Annotated in this window: 23 protein-coding genes and 2 pseudogenes; 13 read left to right on the top strand and 12 right to left on the bottom strand. The window is 72.8% G+C overall.

Annotated elements, in window-relative coordinates:
- Positions 1–183: 183 nt before the first annotated feature.
- Positions 184–522 (top strand): hypothetical protein, encoded by a 339-nt coding sequence (locus LIU39_RS24850; protein WP_227049114.1) that lies wholly within the window; start codon positions 184–186, stop codon positions 520–522.
- Here the strand turns inward: LIU39_RS24850 and LIU39_RS24845 are convergent.
- The 3 genes and pseudogenes from LIU39_RS24845 to LIU39_RS24835 all read right to left on the bottom strand — a co-directional run bounded on the left by LIU39_RS24845 (position 470) and on the right by LIU39_RS24835 (position 7,018).
- Positions 470–1,246: an SDR family NAD(P)-dependent oxidoreductase gene (locus LIU39_RS24845; RefSeq protein WP_227049096.1), complete on the bottom strand. Its 777-nt coding sequence runs from the start codon at positions 1,244–1,246 to the stop codon at positions 470–472. The genes LIU39_RS24850 and LIU39_RS24845 overlap by 53 nt on opposite strands.
- A gap of 32 nt (positions 1,247–1,278) precedes the next feature.
- On the bottom strand, positions 1,279–2,109 hold the full coding sequence (locus LIU39_RS24840) for an Fpg/Nei family DNA glycosylase (protein WP_227049095.1): 831 nt from the start codon (positions 2,107–2,109) through the stop codon (positions 1,279–1,281).
- Between the two features lie 81 nt (positions 2,110–2,190).
- Positions 2,191–7,018, bottom strand: a pseudogene (locus LIU39_RS24835) (ATP-dependent helicase).
- 127 nt (positions 7,019–7,145) lie between these two features.
- On the opposite strand from LIU39_RS24835, the gene LIU39_RS24830 reads away from it, so the two are divergent.
- The 3 genes from LIU39_RS24830 (at position 7,146) to LIU39_RS24820 (ending at position 9,230) form a co-directional block, all read left to right on the top strand.
- Entirely contained in the window at positions 7,146–8,039 is an 894-nt protein-coding gene (locus LIU39_RS24830; RefSeq protein ID WP_227049113.1) for an AraC family transcriptional regulator, read from the top strand.
- Between the two features lie 70 nt (positions 8,040–8,109).
- Positions 8,110–8,925: an AzlC family ABC transporter permease gene (locus LIU39_RS24825; protein WP_372464033.1), complete on the top strand. Its 816-nt coding sequence runs from the start codon at positions 8,110–8,112 to the stop codon at positions 8,923–8,925.
- Positions 8,922–9,230, top strand: coding sequence for an AzlD domain-containing protein (locus tag LIU39_RS24820; protein WP_227049094.1), 309 nt, complete (start codon positions 8,922–8,924; stop codon positions 9,228–9,230). Before LIU39_RS24825 ends, LIU39_RS24820 begins: the two co-directional genes overlap by 4 nt.
- 58 nt (positions 9,231–9,288) lie before the next feature.
- On the opposite strand, the gene LIU39_RS24815 is transcribed toward LIU39_RS24820, so the two are convergent.
- The gene (locus tag LIU39_RS24815; RefSeq protein WP_227049093.1) at positions 9,289–10,212 is read right to left on the bottom strand and encodes a hypothetical protein; all 924 of its coding nucleotides are present in this window, start codon (positions 10,210–10,212) and stop codon (positions 9,289–9,291) included.
- A gap of 566 nt (positions 10,213–10,778) precedes the next feature.
- On the opposite strand from LIU39_RS24815, the gene LIU39_RS24810 reads away from it, so the two are divergent.
- Positions 10,779–10,991, top strand: a complete 213-nt coding sequence (locus LIU39_RS24810) for a response regulator transcription factor (RefSeq protein WP_264483207.1) — start codon at positions 10,779–10,781, stop codon at positions 10,989–10,991.
- Between the two features lie 352 nt (positions 10,992–11,343).
- Here the strand turns inward: LIU39_RS24810 and LIU39_RS24805 are convergent, their stop codons facing one another.
- Positions 11,344–11,574 (bottom strand): response regulator transcription factor, encoded by a 231-nt coding sequence (locus tag LIU39_RS24805; protein WP_227049091.1) that lies wholly within the window; start codon positions 11,572–11,574, stop codon positions 11,344–11,346.
- 144 nt (positions 11,575–11,718) lie between these two features.
- Between LIU39_RS24805 and LIU39_RS24800 the strand changes: the two genes are divergently transcribed.
- The 8 genes and pseudogenes from LIU39_RS24800 (at position 11,719) to recX (ending at position 18,214) form a co-directional block, all read left to right on the top strand.
- Positions 11,719–12,345, top strand: a complete 627-nt coding sequence (locus LIU39_RS24800) for a CGNR zinc finger domain-containing protein (protein ID WP_227049090.1) — start codon at positions 11,719–11,721, stop codon at positions 12,343–12,345.
- 450 nt (positions 12,346–12,795) lie between these two features.
- Positions 12,796–13,104: pseudogene (locus LIU39_RS24795) on the top strand (3-deoxy-7-phosphoheptulonate synthase); the annotation flags it as partial.
- Between the two features lie 35 nt (positions 13,105–13,139).
- Entirely contained in the window at positions 13,140–13,634 is a 495-nt protein-coding gene (locus tag LIU39_RS24790; protein ID WP_227049089.1) for a MaoC/PaaZ C-terminal domain-containing protein, read from the top strand.
- Positions 13,631–14,578 carry a hypothetical protein gene (locus tag LIU39_RS24785; protein WP_227049088.1) on the top strand — a complete coding sequence of 316 codons (948 nt, stop codon included), beginning with the start codon at positions 13,631–13,633 and terminating at the stop codon, positions 14,576–14,578. The genes LIU39_RS24790 and LIU39_RS24785 overlap by 4 nt, the downstream gene beginning before the upstream one ends.
- A 219-nt stretch (positions 14,579–14,797) precedes the next feature.
- Positions 14,798–14,992, top strand: a complete 195-nt coding sequence (locus tag LIU39_RS24780) for a DUF3046 domain-containing protein (protein ID WP_227049087.1) — start codon at positions 14,798–14,800, stop codon at positions 14,990–14,992.
- A 77-nt stretch (positions 14,993–15,069) separates the two neighbouring features.
- Positions 15,070–16,248 carry an AI-2E family transporter gene (locus LIU39_RS24775; RefSeq protein ID WP_372464032.1) on the top strand — a complete coding sequence of 393 codons (1,179 nt, stop codon included), beginning with the start codon at positions 15,070–15,072 and terminating at the stop codon, positions 16,246–16,248.
- Between the two features lie 208 nt (positions 16,249–16,456).
- The gene (gene recA / locus LIU39_RS24770; protein WP_227049086.1) at positions 16,457–17,575 is read left to right on the top strand and encodes a recombinase RecA; all 1,119 of its coding nucleotides are present in this window, start codon (positions 16,457–16,459) and stop codon (positions 17,573–17,575) included.
- Between the two features lie 6 nt (positions 17,576–17,581).
- Positions 17,582–18,214 (top strand): recombination regulator RecX, encoded by a 633-nt coding sequence (gene recX, locus LIU39_RS24765; protein WP_227049085.1) that lies wholly within the window; start codon positions 17,582–17,584, stop codon positions 18,212–18,214.
- 99 nt (positions 18,215–18,313) lie between these two features.
- On the opposite strand, the gene LIU39_RS24760 is transcribed toward recX, so the two are convergent.
- The 7 genes from LIU39_RS24760 to LIU39_RS24730 form a co-directional block, all read right to left on the bottom strand.
- Entirely contained in the window at positions 18,314–18,694 is a 381-nt protein-coding gene (locus tag LIU39_RS24760; RefSeq protein WP_227049084.1) for a rhodanese-like domain-containing protein, read from the bottom strand.
- Positions 18,691–19,233 carry a cupin domain-containing protein gene (locus tag LIU39_RS24755; protein WP_227049083.1) on the bottom strand — a complete coding sequence of 181 codons (543 nt, stop codon included), beginning with the start codon at positions 19,231–19,233 and terminating at the stop codon, positions 18,691–18,693. Before LIU39_RS24755 ends, LIU39_RS24760 begins: the two co-directional genes overlap by 4 nt.
- 157 nt (positions 19,234–19,390) lie before the next feature.
- Positions 19,391–21,265 carry an FAD-dependent monooxygenase gene (locus tag LIU39_RS24750; RefSeq protein ID WP_227049082.1) on the bottom strand — a complete coding sequence of 625 codons (1,875 nt, stop codon included), beginning with the start codon at positions 21,263–21,265 and terminating at the stop codon, positions 19,391–19,393.
- A 205-nt stretch (positions 21,266–21,470) separates the two neighbouring features.
- Positions 21,471–22,385: an amino acid ABC transporter permease gene (locus LIU39_RS24745; protein ID WP_227049081.1), complete on the bottom strand. Its 915-nt coding sequence runs from the start codon at positions 22,383–22,385 to the stop codon at positions 21,471–21,473.
- A 73-nt stretch (positions 22,386–22,458) separates the two neighbouring features.
- Positions 22,459–23,106, bottom strand: coding sequence for an amino acid ABC transporter permease (locus LIU39_RS24740; protein ID WP_227049080.1), 648 nt, complete (start codon positions 23,104–23,106; stop codon positions 22,459–22,461).
- A 147-nt stretch (positions 23,107–23,253) separates the two neighbouring features.
- A complete protein-coding gene (locus LIU39_RS24735) occupies positions 23,254–24,171 on the bottom strand; it encodes a glutamate ABC transporter substrate-binding protein (protein ID WP_227049079.1) in 918 nt (305 codons plus the stop codon).
- A 55-nt stretch (positions 24,172–24,226) separates the two neighbouring features.
- Positions 24,227–25,012, bottom strand: a complete 786-nt coding sequence (locus LIU39_RS24730; RefSeq protein WP_308409415.1) for an amino acid ABC transporter ATP-binding protein — start codon at positions 25,010–25,012, stop codon at positions 24,227–24,229.
- Positions 25,013–25,095: the final 83 nt, after the last annotated feature.

The raw sequence follows: 25,095 nt of genomic DNA, 5'->3' as shown, positions 1-25,095 counted from the left end.
CGTCGGGCCGCCGTCCCGGACGGGCCCAGGGCGTTCCGTGCGCGCCGGGAATGCCCCGGTGCGCCCTCCCGTGGGGCGGCGGGGGCCGTCTAGCGTCGGCCGGAGGAGGCAGCGATGACAGGGCACGGCGGTGGGAGGCGCGACCCGGCCGGCCGGAGTCGCGGCGGTCGCATATCCGGCGCCCTGGGGCGTCCGCGCGCCCGGCCGGGCAGGTGGGCGGCCGCGGTGCTCGTCGGCCTGCTGTGGTGGTGGGCCGTGCTGCGGCTGACGCTGTGGCCCGCGTCGGCGGGGCCGGTCGAGGGCGCGGTGGCGGCGGGCGGCTGGGGGCTGAGTCTGCTGCCGGTGCACTGCGTGCCGTGGGCCGGGCGGCGGGCGCAGGTGGCAGGGCCTCGTGAGCCGCGGGCGGGGTTGCCGGAGTGGCGGGACGGCGGGCCCCGGGGAGGGGCGGAGCGGAGGGTGCGGGCGGCGTTCACCAGGGCATGGCGACGCCACCGTTCGGGCGGAGGATCTGGCCGGTCGTGAAGGCGGCGGCGTCCGAAGCCAGATGCAGTACGGCGTGGGCGACGTCCTCCGCCTCACCCACCCGGCCCAGCGGGGACATGCGGGCCATGGGGCGCTCGGCCTGCTGTTGCGCGTCGGTGGTGTGCCGGGTGGTCATCGGCGTACGGATCCAGCCGGGCGCCACGGCGTTGACCCGGATTCCGTGGCGGCCGACCTCGGTGGCGAGCGTCTTGGTGAGCTGGATGACGGCGGCCTTCGACGCGCCGTAGCAGAGCAGGCCGGGTGCGCCGGTGTCGACCGCCCCGGAGGCCATGGTGACGATGCTGCCGCCGGTGCCGGTGGCGATCATGGCGCGGGCGGCCTCCTGGCAACTGTGCAGCACACCCTTGAAGTTGGTGTTCCAGACCCGGTCGAGGTCCGCCTCTTTGGTCTCCAGGACGGTGGAGCTGTGCATGATCCCGGCGACCGCGGCGAGTATGTCGAGCCGCCCGGTGGCGCGGCGGGCCGTGTCGACCACGGCGGCGACCTGGTCGCGTGCGGTGACATCGACGCGGTGCGCTCGGGCGGCGGCGCCGGTCGCGGTGAGGGCCGCGGCGGTGGCGCGGACGCCCTGTTCATCGACGTCCGCGCAGTGGACGGTGGCGCCGGCCTCGGCGAGGAGGGCGGCCGTGGCGCGTCCGATGCCGCCGGCCGCTCCGGTGACGAGTGCGGTGCGGCCGGTGAGGTCGTACGCCGTGACGGGCATGAGGTGAGGGTAGGGAGTTAGCTGACGGAGCGTCAATTGGGGGGTGGGGGCGGATCGCGGGTGGGGTCGGCGGGGCCGGGGGGCGGCTGGCAGGACGGGCACCAGTAGGTGGGGCGCGCTGCGGTTGCCGGGCCCTGCCCCGCGCTGCGCACGGTCGCCCCGCAGCGGGCGCACGGGCGGCCGGCCCGGCCGTAGACCCACAGGCGCCGGTCGGGGCGGGCGCTGCCGGTGGTGATGCGTGCCGCGCGGTTCTTGTTGGCCTCCAGGAGTTTCTTGGCCAGCTCGGGAGCGCGCCACGGGTCGGGGAGGCGGCCGACGGGCAGCCAGGGCGAGGCGCGCAGCAGGAAGCACAGTTCGCAGACGTAGACATTGCCGAGGCCGGCGAGGGTGCGCTGGTCGCGCAGCGCCTCGCCGAGCGGGCGTCGCGGGGTGCCGAGCAGCCTGCGCAGCGCTTCGGCGGCGTCCCAGTCGGGGCCGAGGAGGTCGGGGCCCAGGTGGCCGACGACCCGGGGCTCGTCCACGGTGCGCAGCAGGTCGAGGACGGGCAGGCGGTAGCCGACCGCGGTGCGCTCGGCGGTGCCCAGTACCGCCCTGATCTGGTGGGCGGGGCCACCGCGCCAGCGCTCGCCGGCGGCGTAGACCTGCCAGGCGCCGTCCATCCGGAGGTGCGAGTGCAGGGTGAGGCCGCCCTCGATGCGGGTCAGCAGGTGTTTGCCGCGCGGTAGTACCTCCTGGACCGTGCGGCCGGAGAGGTCGGCCGTCGCCAGGCGGGGTACCCGTAGGTCGCACCGGGTCAGCACCCGGCCGGCCAGGGCGTCGTGCAGCCGCCGGGCGGTGCGCCAGACCGTGTCACCTTCGGGCATGACATCCATGATGCCGGGTGGGGGCTCGGTCGGTCGTGGGGTGCGGTGGCGGTCTCGGCGGGCGGGGTGTTTGCGGCTCGGTCAGCCGCGTAGGCGCAGGCCGCGGGGGGTCGGGTGGAAGCCGGCGTGCTCCAGCAGGGGGGCGAAGGGGGAGGACAGGGCGGAGGTGCCGTTGATCCGCTCGGTGGTGATCGTGCCGACGGCGCCCGCGCGGGCGGTGGCCGTCAGCGCCTCCACCGCCTGCCGCAGCCGTGCATCGGCGGGGGCGGCGGACGCGTCCCGGGTCAGTGGCCACAGCAGCAGGGTTTTGCCGCCGCGCTCCATGTAGAGGGCCAGTTCGCCGTCGACCAGGACGACGAGGGAGCCCGCCTTGCGGCCCGGTTTGTGGGTCGACCCCTCGGGTGGGTCGGGCCAGGGGAGCGCGGCGCCATAGGCGTTGGCCGGGTCGGCGGCGGCCAGCACGACGGCCCGCTGCGGGTCTTCGGGGCGGGTGCCGCGGCCGTCGTGGGGCGCCGGGGCCGTTTCGCCTGCCGTACGGTCGCGCCGGGCGCTCACCGCGCGCAGCCGGTCGACCGCGCCGTCCATCGCGAACTGGGCGGCTCCCAGGCCCTCGACGACGTACCCGCGGCGGGCCTGGCCGGTCTCCTCGAACACCGCCAGCACGCGGTAGGCGGCCGAGAATCCGCCCGCGACGCCCTCGGCGGCGACCGCGCCCCGGGTGACGATGCCGTGCCGGTCCAGGAGCGCGCGGGCCAGGGCGTGGGCGCGGTGGGTGGGATCCGTCTCGGGCGCGGGCAGCAGGGACCAGCGGCCGCCGACCGTCGGCGGTCCGGAGCGCGAGGCGGTGGGGCGGCCGGTGCGGCCGGTGCGGCCGGTGCGGCCGGTGGCCGCGGTCAGCGAGCCGTAGCGGCCGCGCGGGACGGCGCGGCGGGCGCGGTGGGCGGTGGACCCGGCCGTGCGGCCCGAACCCAGGAGTGACCGCAGCGGGGCGAGCGTGTCGTTGGTGAGCCGGCCCGACCAGGCCAGCTCCCACAGGGCGTCGGCGAGCTGCGGGTCGGTGGCGTCGGGGTGAGTGGTGGCGCGCACCTGGTCGGCGAGCTGGCGGAAGAACAGGCCGTAACCGGGCGCGAGTGCGGTCAGCACGGACGTGTGCAGCGCGGAGAGTTCGAGGGGGAGCGGCGGCGGGAGCAACAGGGGCGCGGTGTCGGCGAGATGGAGCGAGAGCCAGCCGTCCTTGCCGGGCAGCGCGCCCGCTCCGGCCCACAACACCTCGCCGGTGGAGGTGAGTTCGTCCAGCATCGCGGGGGTGTAGTCGGCGACGCGGGACGGCAGCACGAGCTTTTCCAGGGCCGAAGCGGGCACCGGGGCACCCTGGAGCTGCTCGACGGCACGCACCAGGCCGTCGATCCCGCGCAGGCCGGGCGGGGCGCCCAGCGGTGGCCGGGTGCCGGGCGACGGGGCGGGGCGCGGGGCGCCGACCTGCTGCCACTGGGGCCGGAAGGCGGCCAGCGCGGCGGGTGGCACCGGCTCCAGTTCCTCGCGCAGGGCGGCGAGCGAGCGGCGGCGCAGCCGGCGCAGTACCTGGGCGTCGCACCACTCCTGGCCGATGCCGTACACGGGCGCGGCGCCCTGCGCTTGTGGTGACGACGGATGGGCAACGGGCGGGCGGAACTCGCCCTGGACGAGGCGGCCGGCGGCGGCCAGGCGGTGCAGGGCGCCGTCGGTGACGGCGGTGCCCAGGCCGAAGCGGGCGGCGGCCTGTTCGGAGGTGAACGGGCCGTGGGTGCGGGCGTACCGGGAGAGGAGGTCGCCGAGCGGGTCCTTGACCGGTTCGGTGAACGACTCCGGGATGCCCACCGGGAGGGCGGTGCCCAGGGCGTCCCGCAGGCGTCCGGCGTCCTCGACGGCCGCCCAGTGGTCGGCGCCCGCGATGCGCACCGGGATCGCGCGGCGGGCCGCGGCCAGCTCCCGGGGCCAGGCGGGATCGGCGCCCCGCTCGGCGAGTTCGGCGTCGGTCAGCGGGCCGAGCAGACGCAGCAGATCGGCGACCGACTCGGTGTCCTTGGCGCGCCGGTCGTCCGTGAGCCACTGCAGCTCCCGTTCGAGCCCGGCCAGCACCTCGGGGTCCAGCAGCTCCCGCAGTTCGGCCTGGCCCAGCAGTTCGGCGAGCAGCCGGGAGTCCAGGGAGAGCGCGGCCGCGCGGCGTTCGGCCAGGGGGGAGTCGCCTTCGTAGAGGAACTGGGCGACGTAGCCGAACAGCAGCGAGCGGGCGAATGGCGACGGTTCGGGGGTGGTGACCTCCACGAGGCGGACCCGGCGGGCCTCGATGTCGCTCATCAGCTCCGTCAGGCCCGGTACGTCGAAGACGTCCTGGAGGCATTCGCGGACCGCCTCCAGGACGATCGGGAACGACCCGAACTCGCTTGCCACCTGGAGGAGTTGGGCGGCGCGCTGGCGCTGCTGCCACAGCGGGGTGCGCTTGCCGGGGCTGCGCCGCGGCAGCAGCAGGGCGCGCGCCGCGCACTCCCGGAACCGGGAGGCGAACAGCGCCGAGCCGCCCACCTGGTCGGTGACCAGCTGGTCGATCTCGCCGTGGTCGAAGACGGTGTCGGCGGCGCCCACCGGGGACTGTTCGGGGTCGAACTCCGCGCCGGACGCTGCCGGTTGGACGCCGTCCGTACCGGGCCCTTCGAGGAGGTCGAGGCCCATCAGGTCCGCGTCCGGCAGCCGCAGCACGATGCCGTCGTCGGCGTGCATCACCTGGGCGTCCATGCCGTAGCGCTCGGCCAGCCGGGCGCCGAGCGCGAGCGCCCAGGGGGCGTGCACCTGGGCGCCGAAGGGGGAATGCACCACGATCCGCCAGTCGCCCAGCTCGTCGCGGAACCGCTCCACGACGATCGTGCGGTCGTCGGGGACGTGGCCGCAGGCTTGCTTCTGCTCGGCGAGGTAGCTCAGGACATTGCCCGCCGCCCAGTCGTCCAGGCCGGCGGCCTGCAGCCGGGCGCGCGCGTCGTCCGGTGTCAGCGAGCCGATCTCGCGGAGGAACGCGCCGAGCGCGCGGCCCAGTTCGAGCGGGCGGCCCAGCTGGTCGCCCTTCCAGAACGGCAGGCGGCCCGGCACCCCGGGGGCGGGGGTGACCAGCACCCGGTCGCGGGTGATGTCCTCGATCCGCCAGGAGGTCGTGCCGAGCGTGAAGACGTCGCCGACGCGGGACTCGTAGACCATCTCCTCGTCCAGCTCTCCGACCCGGCGGCCGCCACTCCCTTTGCCGGAGTCGCCGCCCGCCAGGAAGACGCCGAACAGGCCGCGGTCGGGGATCGTGCCACCGGAGGTGACGGCGAGCCGCTGGGCCCCGGGGCGGCCGGTCACGGTCTGCGCGATGCGGTCCCACACCAGGCGCGGCCGCAGCTCGGCGAAGGCGTCCGACGGGTAGCGCCCGGCCAGCATGTCGAGCACGGAGGTGAACGCGGACTCCGGGAGCGCGGCGAACGGGGCGGCCCGGCGCGCCACGGCCAGCAGTTCCTCGACGTCCCAGGTGTCCATCGCGGTCATCGCCACGATCTGCTGGGCGAGGACGTCCAGCGGATTGGCCGGTACCCGCAGTGCCTCGATCGCGCCGGCCCGCATCCGCTCGGTGACCACGGCGGCCTGCACCAGATCGCCGCGGTACTTCGGGAAGACGATGCCTGTCGACACCGCGCCCACCTGGTGGCCCGCCCGGCCCACCCGTTGCAGGCCGGACGCCACCGACGGCGGCGATTCCACCTGGACGACCAGATCGACGGCACCCATGTCGATGCCCAGCTCCAGGCTGGAGGTGGCGACGACGGCCGGCAGCCGGCCCGCCTTCAGGTCCTCCTCCACCTGGGCGCGCTGCTCCTTGGAGACCGAACCGTGGTGGGCGCGGGCCAGCACCGCGGGGGCGCCCTTGGCGACGCCGGACTCGGCCATCAGCTCGGCGGGGGAGTGGTGTTCGGGCAGTGGCTCGCCCGTCGCGCGTTCGTAGGCGATTTCGTTGAGCCTGTTGCACAGGCGCTCGGCCAGGCGGCGGGAGTTGGCGAAGACGATCGTGGATCGGTGCGCCTGGACCAGATCGGCGATCTTCTCCTCGACCTGCGGCCAGATGGACGGCTTCTGCCCGCTCTCCCCCTCCTGGACCGGCGAGCCGCCCAGCTCGCCCATGTCCTCCACCGGGACGACCACCGACAGGTCGAACCGCTTCCCGGACGGCGGCTGCACGATCTCCACCCGGCGCCGCGGCGACAGATAGCGGGCCACCTCCTCCACCGGCCGGACCGTCGCCGACAGACCGATCCGGCGGGCCGGACGCGGCAGCAGCTCGTCCAGCCGCTCCAGGGACAGCGCCAGGTGCGCGCCGCGTTTCGTGCCCGCCACGGCGTGCACCTCGTCCAGGATCACCGTCTCGACACCGGCCAGCGCCTCCCGCGCGGACGACGTCAGCATCAGGAACAGCGACTCGGGCGTCGTGATCAGGATGTCCGGCGGGCGGTTGGCGAGCGAACGGCGCTCGGCGGGCGGGGTGTCGCCGGAGCGGATGCCGACGGTCCGGCTCGGGCAGCCCGAGCCGGACCGACTCCTGGCGGATACCGGTCAGCGGGCTGCGCAGATTGCGTTCGACGTCGACGGCCAGCGCCTTCATCGGCGAGACGTACAGCACCCGGCAGCGCTTCTTCGGCTCGGCCGGCGGCGGCTCGCTCGCCAGCGCGTCCAGCGAGGCGAGGAACGCGGCGAGCGTCTTGCCCGAGCCCGTCGGCGCCACCACCAGGACGTCCGAACCCTCGCCGATCGCCCTCCAGGCGCCCTCCTGCGCCGCGGTGGGCGCGCTGAAGGCCCCCGTGAACCAGCCGCGGGTCGCGGGGGAGAACGAGTCGAGCGCTGCCTTCGCCATGTTCCCCATCGTGCACCGCACCACTGACAACGCCGCCCGCAGCGCCCGCGCCGCCGCCCCGCCCGCGCCGCGTCCGCGGTACGGACACGCAGGCCACCGGCCGGATGCGTGGACGCAGAATGGCGCCATGACCACCTGCGGCGCACACGGCACGGCCGCGGACGGCGGGCCCCCGGCGGCCGTCGCGCCGCGGGCGGACGGCGAATGGGCACGCCACTGGCAGTACGCCGGGCTCCCCGGCCTCGACCTGCTGCGCGCCCGCTACGTACGGCACGCCTTCCCCCGGCACTCCCACGACGGCTTCGTCATCGCCGTCGTCACCGGAGGGATCGAAGAGGTCGGACTGTCCGGCGGCGCCGTCCGGGCCGGGCACGGCGGCGTCGTCATGCTCAACCCGGAGGTGCCGCACAGCGCACGGGCAGGGGAGCGCGAGGGCTGGTCGTACGACACGCTCTACCCCTCCGCGCGGCTCGTCGCCGACGTCGCCCGGGAGACGACCGGACTGCGCGGCGCCCCTGGGTTGACCGAGACCGTCGCCGATGCCCCGCAGATCGGCCGGCTGATCACCGAGGTGCACCGGGCGGCCGAGGCGGGCGACGCGCTCGCCGCCGACAGCCTGCTGCGGTTGGTGCTCGCCCGGCTGCTGGGCCGCTACGGAGGCCCGTCGGCGGCCCGCACGCCCCGTACGGCGGGCGCCGGCGCCGCGGCCCGCGCCAAGGACCTCCTGGAGCAGCGGATGACCGGCCCGCCCTCCCTGGAGCAGCTGGCCCATGAGGTCGGCGGCAGCCCGTTCGCGCTGCTGCGCGCCTTCAAGGCCGCCTACGGGATGCCGCCGCACACCTGGCTCACCGACGCCCGGGTCCGGCGCGCCCGCGCCCTCCTGGAGCGGGGCGCGGCACCGGCCGCGGCCGCCGTGGCCGTCGGCTTCACCGACCAGCCGCACCTCAACCGGCACTTCACCCGGATCGTCGGGGTGCCGCCCGGCGCCTACCGGAGGGAGCGGGCCGCCCGCCCCCGCTGAGCGAGGCGGCGTCGCGGCCGCGCAAGAACGTACAAGACCGGGGAGGCGAGCGCCGCCTAGCGTCCCGGGTGTGGCTGAACAGACAGAGATATCCAGAGCGGAGCCGGCCGCTCCACCGGGGCGGCCCGTTCCCGGACCCGCAGGTACCGGCGATCCGGCCAGGCCGGACTCCGCCGTCATCAGGGACGCCCTCGGTGTCGGCGTCGCCGTCGGGCTCTCCGGCTTCGCCTTCGGCGTCACCTCGGTGGGCGCGGGAATCGGCCTGCTGCAGACCTGCGCGCTGAGCCTGCTGGTCTTCACCGGGGCCTCGCAGTTCGCCCTGGTCGGCGCGCTCGCCGCGGGCGGCAGCCCGCTCACCGCCGCGGCCGGCGCGTTCTTCCTCGGCACCCGCAACGCCTTCTACGGGCTGCGCCTCTCGGCCCTCCTCGGCCACCGGCCCGCGGTGCGGCCGCTCGCCGCGCACTGGATCATCGACGAGACCGCGGCCGTCACCCTCGCCCAGCCCGACCGGCGCAGCGCCCGGCTCGGCTTCACGGTCACCGGCCTCACGCTCTACCTGCTGTGGAACCTCACCACGCTCGCCGGTGCCCTGGGCGCCGGGGCGCTCGGCGACACCGGAGCCTGGGGCCTGGACGCGGCCGGACCCGCCGTCTTCCTGGCGCTGCTCGCCCCGATGCTCAAGAGCAGCGCCGAGCGGGCCACGGCGGGCCTCGCCGTGCTGCTCGCCATGGTGACCCTGCCGTTGCTGCCCACGGGCGTGCCGGTGCTCCTGTCGGCGCTCGCCGCCCCGGCGGTCCTGGTGGCCAGGGGCCGGCGGGACCGCACCCGGGGACGGGCCCACGACAACGGCGCCGGACCGAAGGACCCGGAGGAGAACCGGACATGAACACCTGGATCGCGATCGGCGCCACTGCCGTCGGCTGCTACCTGGCCAAGTACCTCGGCCTGCTGGCGCCTTCAGGGCTGCTGGAGCTCCCCCTGGTCAAGCGGTTGGCGACGCTCCTCCCGGTGGCGCTGCTGGCCGCCCTCACCGCGCAGCAGACGTTCGGCGACGGCTCGCACCTGCTGCTCGACGCCAAGGCGGCGGGGGTGGCGGCGGCCGCCGTGGCGCTCGTACTGCGGGCACCGTTCCTCCTGGTCATCGCGGTCGCGGTGGCCGTCACGGCCGGGGTACGGGCCCTGGGCGGCTGACGCTGGGGGAGCCGGGGCGTGGCCCACCGGGGTGCCGCCTTCCGGGCAACGCCCCCTGTCAGCCGATGTCCCACCCATAGGCGCGCAGGGTCAGCAGCGCCTGGAGAGTGACCACCGGGCGGCACTCCAGGGCCGTTCCGGGCGCCCAGAGGCGCCAGTTGACCGGCCAGCCACCGTCCTCCTGCTGGAGCGAGGCGAGATGGCCGAGCGCCCGGTCGAGCTCCGCGTCCGTGAACCAACTACGGGCCCACGAACCGGGCGTGGCCGCGTAGTCGTACACGAAGTGGTGCTCCCCGGGGGCGTACCCCTCCGGCACCGTGGCTTCCGCCGCCCGTGCGGGATCCAGTACGACCAGGCCACGGTCCCGCACCAGCGTGCCCAGCCGGCGGGCTGCCGCGGCGGCCCGCGGGCGGTCCGGGGCGCCGTCCAGGAAGGCCACCGCCGCCCGGACCTCGTACGGGTGGGTCTGCTCCAGCGACTCCACCGTGGCCCAGCAGTAGTCGGTGGCCCGGAACAGCCAGGCGTGCCAGGCATCGTTGCGGTGCAGCGCGCCCACCACCGGGCCGGTGGCCAGCAGGGAGCTCGGCGGATCGTCGACCACCGGGATCCAGGGGGCGGCCGGATAGCCGCGCAGTGAGGGGTGCAGCGCGGGCAGGGCGCCCTCCGGTGTCGAAATGTGCGTCAGAGAGCGGCAGATGTGCTCGATGTGCCGGCTGTCGCAGCGTTCGATGCGGTCCAGGACGTCCAGCGCGTGCGCGGTGTGCAGCGGCTGGCTGACCGGGCCGCGCAGATCGGGCTCCAGCGCATGGCCGTAACCGCCGTCGTCGTTGCGGTACGCGACGAGCGCGGTCTCCACCGGTCCGGCGCCGCCGTCGAGGAAGTGGTAGGCGAAGAGCCGCTGTTCGAGCACCCGGGCGGTGAGCCAGACGAAGCGCTCCGCTCGGGCCAGAGGGGTCGGCGATGGGCTTACATTTTCGGCCATGGCCTGACGGTAAAGCCGGATCACGGCGGGCACACCGGCTCCGGTGCCTGTGCCCTCCCAGGGCGGGAAGCGGGAGGCTCGTGGTTGACGTTCCCGGGGCGGCGGACTCCCGCGCGAAGGGGTGTTCGGCCCGGGGGCTGCCGGACGGCGATGCCTCGTTGTTCCGTGAATGCGAAGCGAATGCGCGGGAATCGGCGGTGGCCCGGTGAGTGGCCCCGTAGTATGCCTACGCGGGGTGGGGTCCTTACCGGCTCGTGTGTTTTCGGCCTTTCGGTGCGGCGGTGATGGCGAGTTCTCCCGCACGGAACGCATATCAAAAAGTCCCGCCGGTTTTTTTAATCGTGCTTTGCCTGTGCCAAAAACAAGACAAAAACGTTGACACCCGAACTCTGGCTTCGTACGATTTTCCCTTGTACGGGGGCGTATCACCATGCATGCGCGGCATGCCCTGTGCGGTCGGCGAATACGACGCACGGACGGATCATTCAATGGATTCTCGTATGTCAGGCTCGCTCCGGTTGTCCGGGGGCGGTGGCGATATCGGCCAAAGGTCGACGGGGCCCCAATTGACCCGACGCGAGATCGAGGTTACTCAGGCGGTCGCGGCCGGGCTTTCGAATCGCAGGATAGGGCGACGGCTCGGAATTTCCGAATGCACCGTGAAAGTCCACATTCGGTCGATTTTCATCAAGCTGGATGTGTCCACACGTACCGAAGCGGCGGTGCTCGCGCTGCGCGACGGGCACATCGCGATGCAGGGTCCGCCGGGCGACGCGTAGTGCCGGTGGCCGCCCCGGGCGGGTGCGCTCGATGCGTACCGGAAGCGGACTGCCGGCCCGGTGTCCCGGGGTGCTGACCTGCGGCACGGTTCTGCTGCCCAGCGTTAAGGCGTGCTTAATGCCCTGGGGCGGTTTCGTCGCTGGACTCATCCTTGCGGACCGCCGAGCATGGGGTCATGGCTTCCGCTCCGCCCGTCTCCGTCCGGGCCCCCGGCCTCAACGGTGCCACCCGCGCGCCGGGCAGTGCGCCGGGCGTCGCCGTTCCCGGTACAGGAAAGGGGGCCGGCTCCCCGGATGCGGGAGCCGGCCCCTGGCTGTGCGGGCGGCGTGGACGGTGGAGGGCTCGGACGGCTCAGACGGGCGGGATGACACCCGCCTGTAACGCGGTGACGGCGGCCTGGGTGCGTGAGGCCACGCGAAGCTTGGTGAAGATGGACCGAATGTGGGCTTTGACGGTGTGTTCGGAAATCCGCAACTCGCGGCCTATTCCACGATTTGACATGCCCTTTACAATCGCTGCCAGAACTTGGACTTCGCGATCCGTCAATTTCGTGTGGGGGGTGCGCTGTTGGTTGAGTGTCATGTTCCGCGCACCGACGAGGGCCGGACTAAGGCATGGGGGATTCCATTGGCTGGCATATTCCCTGCGACCTTCTGCTGTCAGGTCAACGAGTGGATCAATGGCTATCGAAACCATACAACATTGGAACCGGCTATGATGGTTCACATGTCGAATATGTCGACTCCGTGCGGAAACGCATCGCACGAACCCGGCCGCCACGAACACCGGTTACCCTTCCTCTTCTTCTCCGGACGGCCGTGCCTGGACTTCGCGGCCACCAGGGGCGGATGCGGACACCGTGGCACCGAACGCATCGGCGCCCCGGACCATCTGACGCAGTGGGGAATCGAGGCGGGGCTGCTCCCGGACGACGGCGGAGCGGGGGAGGCCACGGAGCGCACCGTGCGGGAGGCGTGCGGTCTGCGCGAGTCCCTCTACCGCGCCGTACGGGCCAAGATGGACGGCGGTATTCCGCGCCGCGCGGACATCGCGGAGGTCAACCGCTGGGCGCGGTGCGCGCCGCTGCCGCTGGCCCTGAGCGCCGACGGGCGGAGCCGGGCATGGGCGGACACGGAGACGGTGACCGGCATGCTCGCCTCGCTGGCCCGGGACGCGGTGGAGCTGCTCACGGACGTCGACGCCGGCCGGCTGCGGGAGTGCGCGGGGGAGACCTGCATGGTCGTCTTCCTCGACCAGTCGCGTACGAACAGCCGGCGGTGGTGCTCGATGGACCTGTGCGGCAACAAGGAGAAGAAGTCGAGCTTCAAGCGGCGGCACCCCACCGCGCGTTGACGCTGCGTCATGCGCCGGACCGCCCGTCAACCAGCCGACGGGCGGCTCTTGAAGCGCACGTCCGCCCGCCCGGTGGCGGCGGATTTCCCGGCTGCTCACAGGTAGGGGCAGCCGGGCACACAGTCCCCTGGGGCATGTCCGATGGGCCACCGCGACGCCACGGCGCCCCACCGGATACGCCCTAGTACTCGCGATCTACAACGAGGAGGCGACTGTCGCGGCCCGCCCCGGCAGCCCACTCTTGAGCTCGTGATCGCTACGGAAGCACGGAGTTTTCCCGGTCCGGACCCCGAAGGGGCGTGCGCCGGGTTCGCGCTGCGCAGCCTCCTGGATTCCTCCGGCGCACCGTCGGCACCCGCCGCCCCGGCGCTCGCGCCGGAAGCCGCCGCCGTTCGCCGCCGCTTGGCCAGGACCTCGCCGACCGGCCGCCCCGAGGACGCGCCGTCCCTCGTCGCCCGGGTCTGCGCCCCGATGCACGGCAACACCATCGAGGCCCCCACCGGGCACAAGCCCCGCCACTTCGACGGCACCGTCCAGAAGGTGACCGGCTTCTTCGAGGTCCACCGGGGACTCGGCACGCATCCAGGCGGCATCCGTGCCGAACTCACCGGCGGCGCCGTCACCGGATGCCCGGGTGGTGGTGACGACGTGGCGCCCGAAGACCTGCATCTGCGCTGCGAGACCTCCTGCGGCCCCCGGCTCAACCGCCGCCGGTCGACGGATCTCGCCTTCCACGCCGCCCAGTTGTACCGCGAGCAGGCCCGGTCCCGGCCGCGGCACCCACAGGAGGACACATGCAGTACCACTACGAGGACTTCCCCGCCGGCCGCACCCACGACCTCGGCCGGGAGCGCCTGACCGCGGCCGACATCACCGACTACGCGCGCCGCTTCGACCCGATGCCCTTCCACCTCAGCGAGGAGACGGCGCGCAGCTCCCCCTTCGGCGGGCTGGTGGCCAGCGGATGGCACACGGGGGCCGTGGTGATGGGCCGGTTCGTCCGCACCCTGCTGGCCGACTCCGCGTGCCAGGGGTCGTACGGCATGGACGAGGTCAGGTTCCTGCAACCGGTGCGGCCCGGCGACGAGTTGGCGGCGCACGCGGAGGTCGAGGCGGCCGAACCACACCACAAGCGGCCCGGCACCGGTGTGGTGAGCTTCCTGGTCACCGCCGCGAACCAGGACGGCGCGCAGGTCTACCGGATGCGGACGCGCCTGCTCTTCGCCCGCCGCACCGCCGCCACGGCCACCGGCGCAGGCTCCGCGCGCGCAGAGCGGGGCGCGACATGACCGGGCGGCTGCGCGCGGCCGACGTGCCCGAGATCCGGGCCGAACTGACCTCCTGGCTCGCGGAGGCCGGCGGCGCCCACTGGGGACGCGAGTTCGCCCTGCGAAGCGCCGCGGAACTGCCGCAGGAGTACCGGTCCGCCCCGTACGGTGCCGCCGCCGCCCTCGCCCGGCGGGCCGCCGCGGGACTGCGCGCCGCCGAGATGTACTACGTGGCGGGCGAGATGGCGCAGCTGGCCGCGGCGGCCGGCGAGCGGCTGCCCGCCTACCGGCTGCACCACGAGGAGCTGCCCGCCGAGCGCGGGCTGCTGATCTGGGAAGTCCCCTGCACCGTCTACCGGATGGGGGCGCTGCGGGTTCCGGTACGCGCGGCGTCGTGGTGGCCGCACGGAGACGGCGTCGAAGTCATCCTGTGGGGCCTGACCGACGACCGGATCGCCGAGCAGGAACGCCTCTCGCGGGTCTCGGGGACCCGGCTGCGCGCCCAGCTCCCGGCGCTGGACCGGATAGCCTCCAGCGTCCTGCCGTACGGGCAGCTGCCCCGTTGGCTCGGGCCGGCCGGATGGGAGTCGGAGCAGGACTACGACTGGCACGCCCGCGCCGAGCGGACCGTGCTGGCCACCTGGCTGCTGATGGGGCAGCCCCTCGTCCACGCCTCGGAGGAGCAGGCACCGCGCTCCGCCGTCCGCCGCATCAGACGGCTGGACCCCGGCGTGCCGACCCGGATCAGCTACGTCCAGCTGCGCCGTGCCGCGGCCGACGGGCAGCCCTCCGGTGCGCGGGGACGGCGGGAGTACCACCACCAGTGGCTGGTCCGCGGACACTGGCGCAAGCAGTGGCTGCCCGCGCGCGAGGCGCACCGCCCGGTGTGGGTGTCGCAGCACGTCAGGGGCCCGTTGGGGGCGCCGCTGCTGGGCGCGGAGCGGGTCAACGTCCTGCGGCGCTGACGGGCGCCCGGAAGCGGGCCGTCGCCTCCGGGCGCCCGGGACCGGCGAACGCTCTACTCTGCGTACGTATCCGCACCGCATGCCCAACGGGGCGCACGAGGTCGCGCCGCCGTGGATGCTTGGTGCGGCGGGGAGGGAACTCCCCGGATTCCCCCGGCGGTCGAGCAGGGGCGGGAACACGGAAAACGTGCAGTACAGAGCGGGTACGGAGCGGGATTCATGCGGTTGACGGTCTTCTGGCAGCGGATGGCGGATCACTTCGGAGCGGCGTACGCCGACTCGTTCGCCCGCGATCATGTGATGTCCGGACTCGGCGGCCGGACCGTCCAGGAGGCGCTGGCCGCGGGGTGGAACGCCAAGGACGTGTGGCGAGTGGTCTGCGCCACGATGGACGTGCCGGAGAGCAAGCGGTGAGCGCCCCGCGGCGCCTGTGCCCGGCGGAACTCCGGGGTACGGCAGGGACTGTCCCACCCGTGCGCGAGACTGGCTCCGTGCCCGCGATTGAAGACACGACCAGCAATGACGACCGACAGCCCCAGGAGGCGACCGGTGCGCGGATGCCGCGCTGGCTGCCGCGCGCCATGGTGCTCGCGCTCGCCCTGGTGGCCTGCTTCCAGCTCGCCAGCTGGGGGTTCCACCAACTGATCAACCTGCTCCTGAACATCCTGATCGCGTTCTTCCTGGCGCTGGCCGTCGAGCCCGCGGTGGACTGGATGGCGGCCCGCGGGGTGCGGCGCGGGCTGGCCACCGGCCTGGTCTTCTTCGGCATCCTGATCGCCGCCGCGGGCTTCTTCGCGCTCCTCGGGTCGATGCTGGCCGGCCAGATCGCCAAGATGGTCGAGGAGTTCCCGCAGTACCTGGACGACGTCATCAGCTGGATGAACAGCACCTTCCACACCCACCTCTCGCGCCTTGAGGTGCAGAACAACCTCCTCAACTCCGACTGGCTCCAGAAGTACGTCCAGGACAGCGCCAACAACGTCCTCGCGGTGTCGGCCACGGTGCTCGGCAGCCTGTTCAACCTCCTGACGGTGGCGCTGTTCTCGTTCTACTTCGCGGCCGACGGCCCGAGGCTGCGCCGCGCCCTGTGCTCGGTGCTCCCGCCGAGCCGCCAGGCGGAGGTGCTGCGCGCCTGGGAGATAGCCGTCGCCAAGACCGGCGGCTACCTCTACTCCCGCGGCCTGATGGCGCTGATCTCCGGCGTCGCGCACTACGTCCTGCTGGAGTTCCTGGGGGTGCCCTACGCGCCGGCGCTGGGCATGTGGGTCGGCCTGGTCTCCCAGTTCATCCCGACCATCGGCACGTATCTGGCGGGCGCCCTGCCCATCCTGATCGCCTTCACCGTCGATCCCTGGTACGCGCTGTGGGTGTTCGGCTTCGTCGTGATCTACCAGCAGTTCGAGAACTACCTCCTGCAGCCCCGGATCACCGCACGGACCGTGGACATCCACCCCGCCGTCGCCTTCGGCTCGGTCATCGCGGGAACCGCCCTGCTGGGCGCGGTCGGCGCGCTGATCGCGATCCCGGCGACCGCGACGTTGCAGGCGTTCCTGAGCGCCTACGTCAAGCGCTACGAGGTCACCGACGATCCCCGGGTGCACGGAAGGGGCCGGCGCGGGCGCGGCGCGGCGGCCCTGGCGCGGGTGCGGCGCACCTTGCACGACCGCTGAGCGGGCGCGCGGCACGGCGGGTGCACCGCCCGCCGCGGTGTGCTTGACACCGAAATCGAACATCCATTCTCATAGAGATCCGACCCGTGTTCTGGAGCATTGCCGCGGAATTATCCACAGGTCGGAGCCGGGTCCGGGCGCGTTGTCAGTGGCAGGCGTTAGCGTCATGGACGTGAAGCGATCGACTCAAGCAAATCGGGTGGAACCCATGGCAGGCACTGACCGCGAGAAGGCGCTCGACGCCGCGCTCGCACAGATTGAACGGCAATTCGGCAAGGGCGCAGTGATGCGCATGGGGGAGCGGCCCAACGAACCCATCGAGGTCATCCCCACCGGATCGACCGCGCTCGACGTGGCGCTGGGCGTCGGCGGCATCCCCCGCGGCCGCGTCGTCGAGGTCTACGGCCCGGAGTCCTCCGGCAAGACGACCCTGACCCTGCACGCGGTGGCCAACGCCCAGAAGGCCGGCGGCTCGGTGGCGTTCATCGACGCCGAGCACGCGCTCGACCCCGAGTACGCCAAGAAGCTCGGCGTGGACACGGACGCCCTGATCCTGTCCCAGCCGGACAACGGCGAGCAGGCGCTGGAGATCACGGACATGCTGATCCGTTCCGGTGCGCTCGACCTCATCGTGATCGACTCCGTCGCCGCCCTGGTGCCGCGGGCCGAGATCGAGGGCGAGATGGGCGACTCCCATGTCGGCCTCCAGGCCCGGCTCATGAGCCAGGCCCTGCGCAAGATCACCAGCGCGCTCAACCAGTCCAAGACCACCGCGATCTTCATCAACCAGCTCCGCGAGAAGATCGGCGTGATGTTCGGCTCGCCGGAAACCACGACCGGTGGCCGCGCGCTGAAGTTCTACGCCTCGGTGCGTATCGACATCCGCCGTATCGAGACCCTCAAGGACGGCACGGACGCGGTCGGCAACCGCACCCGCTGCAAGGTCGTCAAGAACAAGGTGGCCCCGCCCTTCAAGCAGGCCGAGTTCGACATCCTCTACGGCCAGGGCATCAGCCGCGAGGGCGGCCTGATCGACATGGGTGTGGAGCACGGCTTCATCCGCAAGTCCGGCGCCTGGTACACGTACGAGGGCGACCAGCTCGGCCAGGGCAAGGAGAACGCCCGCAACTTCCTCAAGGACAACCCGGACCTCGCCAACGAGGTGGAGAGGAAGATCAAGGAGAAGCTGGGCATCGGCGTCAAGCCGCAGGAACCGGCGGCGGAGACCGGCGCGGACGTGGCGGCCGCGGGCGAGCCGGCCAAGACGGTTCCGGCACCGGCTGCCAAGGGTGCCAAGGCTTCCAAGGCCGTCGCGGCCAAGAGCTAGCCCGTCATGACGCGGCGAACGGACTGGCCCGGCAGCGAGGACGGCACCGGCCGTGCTGCGGGCGACGCCGAGAACCGTAGAGGCCGTGAGGACAGTGGTGGTCCCTCCTCGTCGAGGGCCGAGACGGGACCACCGCGGACACCCGAGGAGCAGGCACGGGCGATATGCCTGCGCCTGCTCACCGGAGCCGCGCGCACCCGCAGCCAGCTCGCGGACGCCCTGCGCAAGCGGGACATCCCCGATGACGTGGCGGACACCGTGCTGTCCCGCTACGTGGAGGTCGGCCTCATCGATGACGCGGCCTTCGCCGACGCCTGGGTGGAGTCCCGCCACCACGGCCGGGGCCTGGCCCGGCGCGCGCTCGCCCGCGAGCTGCGGACCAAGGGCGTGGAATCCGAGGTGATCGACGAGGCCGTCGGGCGCCTCGACTCCGAGCAGGAGGAGTCCACCGCCCGCGAACTGGTCGACCGCAAACTGCGCGCGACCAGAGGGCTCGACCGCGACAAGCGCCTGCGCCGGCTCGCGGGAATGCTGGCCCGCAAGGGGTACCCACAGGGCCTGGCCCTGCGCGTCGTCCGGCAGGCCCTGGAAGAGGAGGGCGAGGACCCGGAACTCCTGGAGCAGTGGGCCCAGGACTAGGGCGTGCCCGACAGGCCGCTGTGGCGTCGTGGCGCCCCATCGGACACGCCCTGGCCCCGGCCCGAGCCGGCCGGCCCTGGTCCTGGGCAGTCGCCCCGGTCAGCCGCTGGTGACCGGCAGGCCAGCGGCCCGCCATGCCTGGAATCCGCCGATCAGATCGGTGGCCCGGTGCAGCCCCAGCTGGTGCAGTGAGACCGCCGCGAGGCTCGACGCGTACCCCTCGTTGCACAGGACCACGACGTGGAGATCGTGGTGAGCCGCCTCCGGCAGGCGGTGGTCGCCCGTCGGGTCGAGCCGCCACTCCAGCTCGTTGCGCTCCACGATGAGCGCCCCGGGAATGGTGCCGTCGCGCTCCCGCAGGGCGGCATAACGGATGTCCACGAGAAGCCCGCCGGCCTCCCGGGCTGCGGCGGCCTGTCCGGGCTCCAGGCGGTGCAGTGTTCCGCGGGCCCGCTCCAGCAGGTCATCGACGGCGCTCACGCCCACTCCTCCGGCTGCTCGACCTCTTCGAGACGGAGCACCGGGCCGGTCCGGCTGTAGCGCCGGATCAGCGGCAGCGGCGGGTAGTAGGCGTGCACGGACACCGCGTGGTTGTCCTGCGAGGCGTTGAGCACGTCGTGCACGTGGTGCGGGCCGAAGGCGCGGCCGCGGCCGTCACTCAGGGTGTGCTCGCGGTCGACGCCGTCGGCGAGTTCCAGGGTCTTCCAGCCCTCGGTGGGGAGGCGGACCGCCAGCGCCTGCTCGGTCAGCTCGCCGCGCGCGGTGGCGAAGGCGCCGAGCGAGCCGCCGTGGTCGTGCCAGCCGGTGCCCGTACCGGGCGGCCAGCCGATCAGCCACACCTCACTGCCGCCCGGCCCGTCCAGCCGGAGCCAGGTGCGGCCTTCGGGGTCGAGCGGGAGGGAGTCGACGAGCGCGTGGTCCGCGGCGGTGCGGCGGACGAAGTCGAGGAGTTCGGCCGCGCCGGGGCCGCCGGGACTTCCGGCGGTCTGCGGGCGCGCAGGGGCATGTACGTCGGGCACGGGAACCGTCCTGAATGATCGCGAAGAGGCGCGGCCACCACGGCGGGAAGCCGGGGCCGCGCGGGAAGGAGCAGCGGATCAGCAGAACGGACGACACGTGCAGCCCGCGTAGCGGACCAGGTCCAGATGGACCCTCCGCCACAGTCGCGAGCCATGATCAGTCACCTTCGGAGTGACACACGGAGGTTCCCACAGGGTCAACCGGTGAACCGGTCCCAGGACCTGCCGCGGCCGCCTCCCCCGCGCCTTCCCCGGACCCCGCGGGACCGGGCACCCCGGCACCCCCGCTGTCCCCCGAACTCCCGGACGGTGCACCGCCGTTACCGGTCCCGCCCGCCGGGTGCCGCGCCGCCCGCCCGGACGGGCCGCCGCGCACCGCCACCGCGCAGGCGCGCAGCTCGGTGGGGCGGACACCGGACATGGCGGTGACGAGATGACCGTCGGGCCGCACCAGCAGGACGGTGTGCGCGGCGGCTCCCGGGTACTCCTCGGCGACCAGCACCTCGGTCTGCATCGGCAGTTCGGCGGCCGCGCCGGTCAGCCGCGGCATCAGCCCCGCGGACTGCCAGTGCCTGCGGTCCCAGACCCCGGTGCCGGGCGCGATCAGTATCACCAGCAGCCCCTGCCCCAGCCGGTCGCGCAGCGGCACCACCGAGCCGTCGGCCGCGGTCACCGGGACGTCGGCGACCGGCGCCCCCGGCAGGGTGCCGACCGGTGTCCCCGTGGTGTGCGCGGCGGGCGGGGCGAGCGGGGAGCGGGCGTAGGCCGGCGGCGCGCCCAGCGGGCCGCGCCCCAGGTAGCCGTCGGTCAGGAGGGCACAGTGGCCGCGGGCGGCGCCCGGCAGCGCCCGCCGCAGGCCGGCCGTGCCGCCCTCCCGCAGCAGCGGCAGCGCCTGGTCGGCGGCGCGCAGCCGCGCGGCGACGGCGCCCCTGCGCTCGGCCTGATAGCTGTCGAGCAGCGTCTCCGACGCACCGTGGTGCCAGGCGAGGGCCAGCTTCCAGGCGAGGTTCTCGGCGTCCCGCAGCCCCTCGTCCAGGCCCTGGGTGCCGAGCGCGCCCAGCAGATGCGCGGCGTCCCCCGCCAGGAAGGCGCGGCTCTGCCGCCAGCGCCTGGCCAGCCGGTGGTGGACGGTGTGCACTCCGGTGTCGAGCAGTTCGTACGGCGGCACCGGGCGGACGTTTCCGCGGCCCCGGGTGCGCCCGCCGGAACCGTCCGGCGTGGCCGCCTCGGCGGCCCAGCCCGCCAGCGAGTCACGGATCCGCGCCACCAGGGCGTCCGGGGTGACCAGCTCGCGTCCCGGAGGCAGCAGCCAGTCCAGCCGCCAGATGCCGTCCGGCAGCGGCCGCGCGCAGACCTCGGCGCCCGGCCCGCCGCCCTGCCGTCCTGGTGAACGGTGCAACAGGGCCTCGTCGGGCCAGGGCAGTTCGGTGCGGACCGCGGCCACCGCATGGCGCTCGACGGACGTGCGGCCGGGGAAGCGGATCTCCAGGAGCTTGCGGACCGTCGAGCGCGGGCCGTCGCAGCCGACGAGGTAACTCCCGCGCCACCAGGTGCCGTTGGGGCCTCGGGTGTGCGCGCTGACGCCGTCGGCGTCCTGCTCCAGGTCGGCCAGCCGGTCGCCGGTGATGATCCGGGCCAGCTTCTCGCGCGCGAGCGCGGCGCGCAGGGCCCGGGTCAGCGCGTGCTGGGGGAGGTGGACCGGAGACCCGGCCTCGGGAGTCCCGCCGCCGGGGTACCCGCCGTTCTCCGGGCCGGCCTGCCCGGGGCCGAAGGCGACGTGTTCCATCAGCCGCCTGCGGCGTACCGTGCGCCAGCCCGACCAGCGGGCACCCGCGGAATCCACCGCGTCCGCGCAGCCCAGCCGGCCGACGAAGTGCGCGGTGTCCTCGCGCAGCACGGCCGTGCGGGCGGGGCGGGTGGCCTCCTCGCCCGTGGTGTCGTCGAGCACGAGGGAGGGGACGCCCATCCGGGCCAGGGACAGCGCGAGGGAGAGGCCGACCGGACCCGCCCCGACGACGATCACCGGGTCCACGGCATGGCTCCCCGGCCCCGGTGGTGCGACGTGTCGGTGCGGGAACTGGCAGTTGGAGCCCGGTGCGTGATCACACAGCGTATGCAACCCACTGCGGCCGCCCGCGTCAAGTGACGGAGGCGGGGCTACCCGCACCGCCGCCTCCGTACACACCTGAATGCCGCCGTTCCTGACGGCCGGGCCGTCCGCCCGGGTGCCGTACCGCTTACCGAGCGGAGGCGCCCGGCACGTCCAGGGCGTCGGTCGCGGTGACCGGCTCGCCGGCCCCGGCCACGCCGATGCCGGTTCCGGCGCGCCGGCCGCGCCGCTCGATCCAGGTCGCGAGGCCGGACAGGGCCAGGCACATCGCGACGTAGATCGTGCCGGTGACGATGATGACCGGCACGTAGGTGTCCGAGCCGTTGACGATGATGTTGGTGCTCATCTGGCGTGCGGTGAAGAGGAGTTCCTCGAACGTGATGATGTAGCCGAGCGAGGTGTCCTTCAGCGTCACCACGAGCTGGCTGATGATCGTCGGCAGCATCGCCCGCACCGCCTGCGGGATCAGTACCGTCGCCATGACCTGCGTCTTGCGCATCCCCAGTGCGTAGGCGGCCTCGCGCTGGCCCTTGGGCACCGCGTTGATGCCGGCCCGCAACACCTCGGCCTGCACCGATCCGTTGTAGACGGTCAGGCCGACGACCAGCGCCCAGAACTGCGGGCTGTTGCCGGACAGGCCGAGCGCGTCACGGTTGGCGAGCAGGATCACCCACAGGACGTAGATGGTGATCAGCAGCGGGATGGCGCGGAACAGTTCGATGAATCCGGTCGCCAGCCAGCGCACCGGCTTGTGGTCGGACAGCCGGGCCACGGCCAGCAGCACGCCGAACGCCAGGGAGAGCACCGCGGCGACCGCGAAGACCTCCAGCGTGGTGAGCACACCGTCGCGGATGTTGGTCCGCACTCCGGCGTTGTTGAAGATGTTCCAGACCTCGGGCCTGAACTGCCCCTTGGCGTACAGCCGTTGCAGGATGAACGCGATCAGGGCCACCACCGCGACCGAACCGATGACGGTGTAGATGCGGTTGCGCACCTTCGTCTTCGGGCCCGGTGCGTCGTAGAGAACGCCGGCGCCGCTCATGCCGATACCTCGTTTCGTTCCGCCCCGCCTGCGCGCGGCACCCACGTCGTACTGATCCGCCTGCTGTCCGCGCTCACCGGGCCACTCCCATCCGGTGTTCGAGGAATCGGAAGGCACCGCTGATGGCGAAGGTGATGACGAGGTAGGCCAGGGCGATCCACAGGAAGATCCAGGCGATGGCGAAGCCCTGGTCGCTGAGCAGCTTGGAGACGCTGAACAGCTCGGCGACGCTGAAGGCACCGGCGATTGCGGAGTTCTTCGTCAGCGCGATGAAGATGCTGCTCAGCGGCGGCAGCACGGTGCGGGTGGCCTGCGGCAGGATGATCAGCCGCAGGGTCTGGGCGAACGTCATGCCGATGCTGCGGGCGGCCTCCGCCTGCCCCACCGGCACCGTCGAGATGCCGGAGCGCACCGCTTCGCAGACGAACGACGAGGTGTAGAAGCCGAGCGCCAGCGTGGCCAGCACGAACGGGCTGGTGCCGGGGAACAGGATCTGCGGCACCACGAAGAAGGCGACCAGGAAGAGCAGCGTCAGCGGGGTGTTGCGCAACACCGTGACCCAGGCCGTCCCGAAGGCGCGCAGCGGCGGAACCGGGGAGACCCGGAAGCCGGCTATGAGGACGCCGAGCACCAGTGCGAGCACCGCGCTGGCCGCAGTGATCGCCAGGGTTCCGAGGAACCCGTCACGGAACTCGGGAAGATGATCGAGGAGTACGTTCATGGGGTCTCCGCGTAGCGGTCGGGTCGGCGGCGGGAAGGGGCGGGAATGCGGGGGGAACCGGGGCGCACGGGCCGGAAGACAGCACGCCCCGCACACCCGACCCGGCGGGCGTACGGGGCGGCGCGGCCTGTGGAGTGCGCGGGCGCCTCAGTACCGCGGAAGCGGCAGGTCCGGGGCGGTGTCCTTGGTGAAAGGCGAACCCGACTTGCCGAGCGTGCCGTTGTACGCCTTCTCGTAGTCGCCGTTCTTGATGTGGTGCTCAAGTGCTGTGCTGATCGCGTCGCGCAGCGCCTTGTCGTCCTTCTTCATGCCGACGCCGTACGGCTCCTTGGTGAAGGGCTTCTCGACGACCCGGAGCTTGTCGTGCCGCTGGGCGGCGTAGCCCTTGAGGATCGCGTCGTCGGTGGTGAGGGCGTCGACCTGGCCGTCGAGCAGGGACTTGACGCAGTCCGAGTACTTCGACAGCTGGACGGTGTCGGCGCCGTACTTCGGCTTCTTGATCTCCTGGAGCGGCGTGGAGCCGACGATCGAGCAGACCTTCTTGCCCTTGAGGGAGTTCGGCCCGGTGATGGACTTGTCCTCCCTGCGCACCAGGAGGTCGGCGCCCGCCGTGTAGTACGGGCCCGCGAAGCCGACCTGCTTCTTGCGCTCGTCGTTGATCGTGTAGGTACCGACGTAGAAGTCGACCTGGCCCTTGGAGATGGTCGTCTCGCGCACGTTGGAGTCGATCGTGTCGAACTTGATCTGCTTCTCGGAGAATCCGAGGTCGGCGGCGACCATCTTGGCGATCTCGATGTCGAAGCCGGAGTACGTGCCCGCCGTGTCCTTGAAGCCCAGGAACGGCTGGTCGGCCTTGACGCCGATGACGATCTTCTTCGCCGCCTGGGCCTTCTTCAGCACCGGGGAGTCGACGGTGACCCCCGACGCGACCTTGTAGTCGCCGCTGTAGACCTCGCCGCCGGCCGGCTTGTCGCCCGCCGTACCCGACTCGCCGCCGCATGCGGTCGCGGTCGCCGCCAGCGCGAGCACCACCGCACCCGCCGCAGCCGTCTTGAGCATCCTCATGGTGAACATCCTTTGGTTCCACAGGTGTGGGCGATCAGGGGGACCGGACCGGTTCTCAGTGATGCAGGATCTTCGACAGGAAGTCCTTCGCGCGGTCGCTGCGCGGGTTGTTGAAGAACTGGTTGGGCTCGGCCTCTTCGACGATGCGGCCGTCCGCCATGAAGACGACCCGGTTCGCGGCGGAGCGGGCGAAGCCCATCTCGTGCGTGACGACGACCATCGTCATGCCGTCCCGGGCGAGCTGCTGCATGACCTCAAGCACCTCGTTGATCATCTCCGGGTCCAGCGCCGACGTCGGCTCGTCGAACAGCATCACCTTCGGGTCCATCGCCAGCGCACGGGCGATGGCCACCCGCTGCTGCTGGCCACCGGACAGCTGCGCGGGGTACTTGTCCGCCTGGGTGCCCACCCCCACCCGGTCCAGCAGGGTGCGGGCCTTCTCCGCGGCGGCCGTCTTGTCGGCCTTGCGGACCTTGGTCTGGCCCAGCATGACGTTCTCCAGCACCGTCTTGTGCGCGAAGAGGTTGAAGGACTGGAAAACCATCCCCACGTCGGCGCGCAGCCGCGCCAACTCCCGTCCCTCCTGCGGCAACGGCTTGCCGTCGATGCTGATGCTGCCGGTGTCGATCGTCTCCAGGCGGTTGATCGTGCGGCACAGAGTCGACTTGCCGGAGCCCGAAGGCCCGATCACCACGACGACCTCGCCGCGGTGGATCGTCAGGTCGATGTCCTGGAGCACGTGCAAGGCGCCGAAGTGCTTGTTCACGTTGTCCAGCACGACCAGCTGGTCCCCGGCCGGTGCGGGGCCCTGGGCGTTCTTGGTCACCGATACTTCGCTCATCGGCGGGTAGCTCCGTCCTCCTCGGTTGGGGAGGACCCTAGGACGGCCTGCGACCAGCGTCATTACATCTGAGGGGAACTTGA

This window comes from Streptomyces pinistramenti, assembly GCF_020564935.1.
GTDB classification, from domain to species: Bacteria; Actinomycetota; Actinomycetes; order Streptomycetales; family Streptomycetaceae; genus Streptomyces; species Streptomyces pinistramenti.
The sequence above is the reverse complement of the archived record's forward strand: the minus strand, read 5'-3'. Positions and strand labels throughout refer to the sequence as shown.

Coding starts and splice junctions, on each gene's coding strand:
- LIU39_RS24730 (WP_308409415.1), bottom strand. CDS start 25,012: ATGAGCGAAGTATCGGTGACCAAGAACGCCCAGGGCCCCGCACCGGCC.
- LIU39_RS24845 (WP_227049096.1), bottom strand. CDS start 1,246: ATGCCCGTCACGGCGTACGACCTCACCGGCCGCACCGCACTCGTCACC.
- LIU39_RS24830 (WP_227049113.1), top strand. CDS start 7,146: ATGACCACCTGCGGCGCACACGGCACGGCCGCGGACGGCGGGCCCCCG.
- LIU39_RS24745 (WP_227049081.1), bottom strand. CDS start 22,385: ATGAGCGGCGCCGGCGTTCTCTACGACGCACCGGGCCCGAAGACGAAG.
- LIU39_RS24840 (WP_227049095.1), bottom strand. CDS start 2,109: ATGCCCGAAGGTGACACGGTCTGGCGCACCGCCCGGCGGCTGCACGAC.
- LIU39_RS24735 (WP_227049079.1), bottom strand. CDS start 24,171: ATGAGGATGCTCAAGACGGCTGCGGCGGGTGCGGTGGTGCTCGCGCTG.
- LIU39_RS24805 (WP_227049091.1), bottom strand. CDS start 11,574: ATGACACTCAACCAACAGCGCACCCCCCACACGAAATTGACGGATCGC.
- recX (WP_227049085.1), top strand. CDS start 17,582: ATGACGCGGCGAACGGACTGGCCCGGCAGCGAGGACGGCACCGGCCGT.
- LIU39_RS24815 (WP_227049093.1), bottom strand. CDS start 10,212: ATGGCCGAAAATGTAAGCCCATCGCCGACCCCTCTGGCCCGAGCGGAG.
- recA (WP_227049086.1), top strand. CDS start 16,457: ATGGCAGGCACTGACCGCGAGAAGGCGCTCGACGCCGCGCTCGCACAG.
- LIU39_RS24785 (WP_227049088.1), top strand. CDS start 13,631: ATGACCGGGCGGCTGCGCGCGGCCGACGTGCCCGAGATCCGGGCCGAA.
- LIU39_RS24780 (WP_227049087.1), top strand. CDS start 14,798: ATGCGGTTGACGGTCTTCTGGCAGCGGATGGCGGATCACTTCGGAGCG.
- LIU39_RS24800 (WP_227049090.1), top strand. CDS start 11,719: ATGTCGAATATGTCGACTCCGTGCGGAAACGCATCGCACGAACCCGGC.
- LIU39_RS24790 (WP_227049089.1), top strand. CDS start 13,140: ATGCAGTACCACTACGAGGACTTCCCCGCCGGCCGCACCCACGACCTC.
- LIU39_RS24740 (WP_227049080.1), bottom strand. CDS start 23,106: ATGAACGTACTCCTCGATCATCTTCCCGAGTTCCGTGACGGGTTCCTC.
- LIU39_RS24820 (WP_227049094.1), top strand. CDS start 8,922: ATGAACACCTGGATCGCGATCGGCGCCACTGCCGTCGGCTGCTACCTG.